Raw genomic sequence first — 289 nt, forward strand, 5'->3', positions numbered from 1 at the left:
TTGACTCAATGTGAAACTAAAGGATACAAAATATCAACTACAGTCGTAGACCTATCTGGACAAGTCTTAGCTCAACTTCGGTCTGATGGCGCAGGTATTCACACATTAGAAAGTTCACGTAAAAAAGCATTTACAGCAATGAGCATGAAACAACCTTCTGGTAATTTAATGAAGGTGATAGCCGATAACCCTATTATGCAGCCATTACAATATATGAATGAAAACTTATTATTTCTAGCCGGAGGTATTCCTATTCAATTAAATGGTAATGTTATTGGTGGAATCGGAG

At 36.3% G+C, this 289-nt stretch carries 1 protein-coding gene; it reads left to right on the forward strand.

Features of this window, described 5'->3' with window-relative positions; genetic code table 11:
• A partial coding sequence (locus Q5762_RS37890) for a heme-binding protein (protein WP_315896855.1) occupies positions 1–289 on the forward strand: 289 nt, incomplete at both ends.

The organism is Streptomyces sp. P9(2023), assembly GCF_032436795.1.
In the GTDB taxonomy this organism is placed as follows: Bacteria; Actinomycetota; Actinomycetes; order Streptomycetales; family Streptomycetaceae; genus Streptomyces.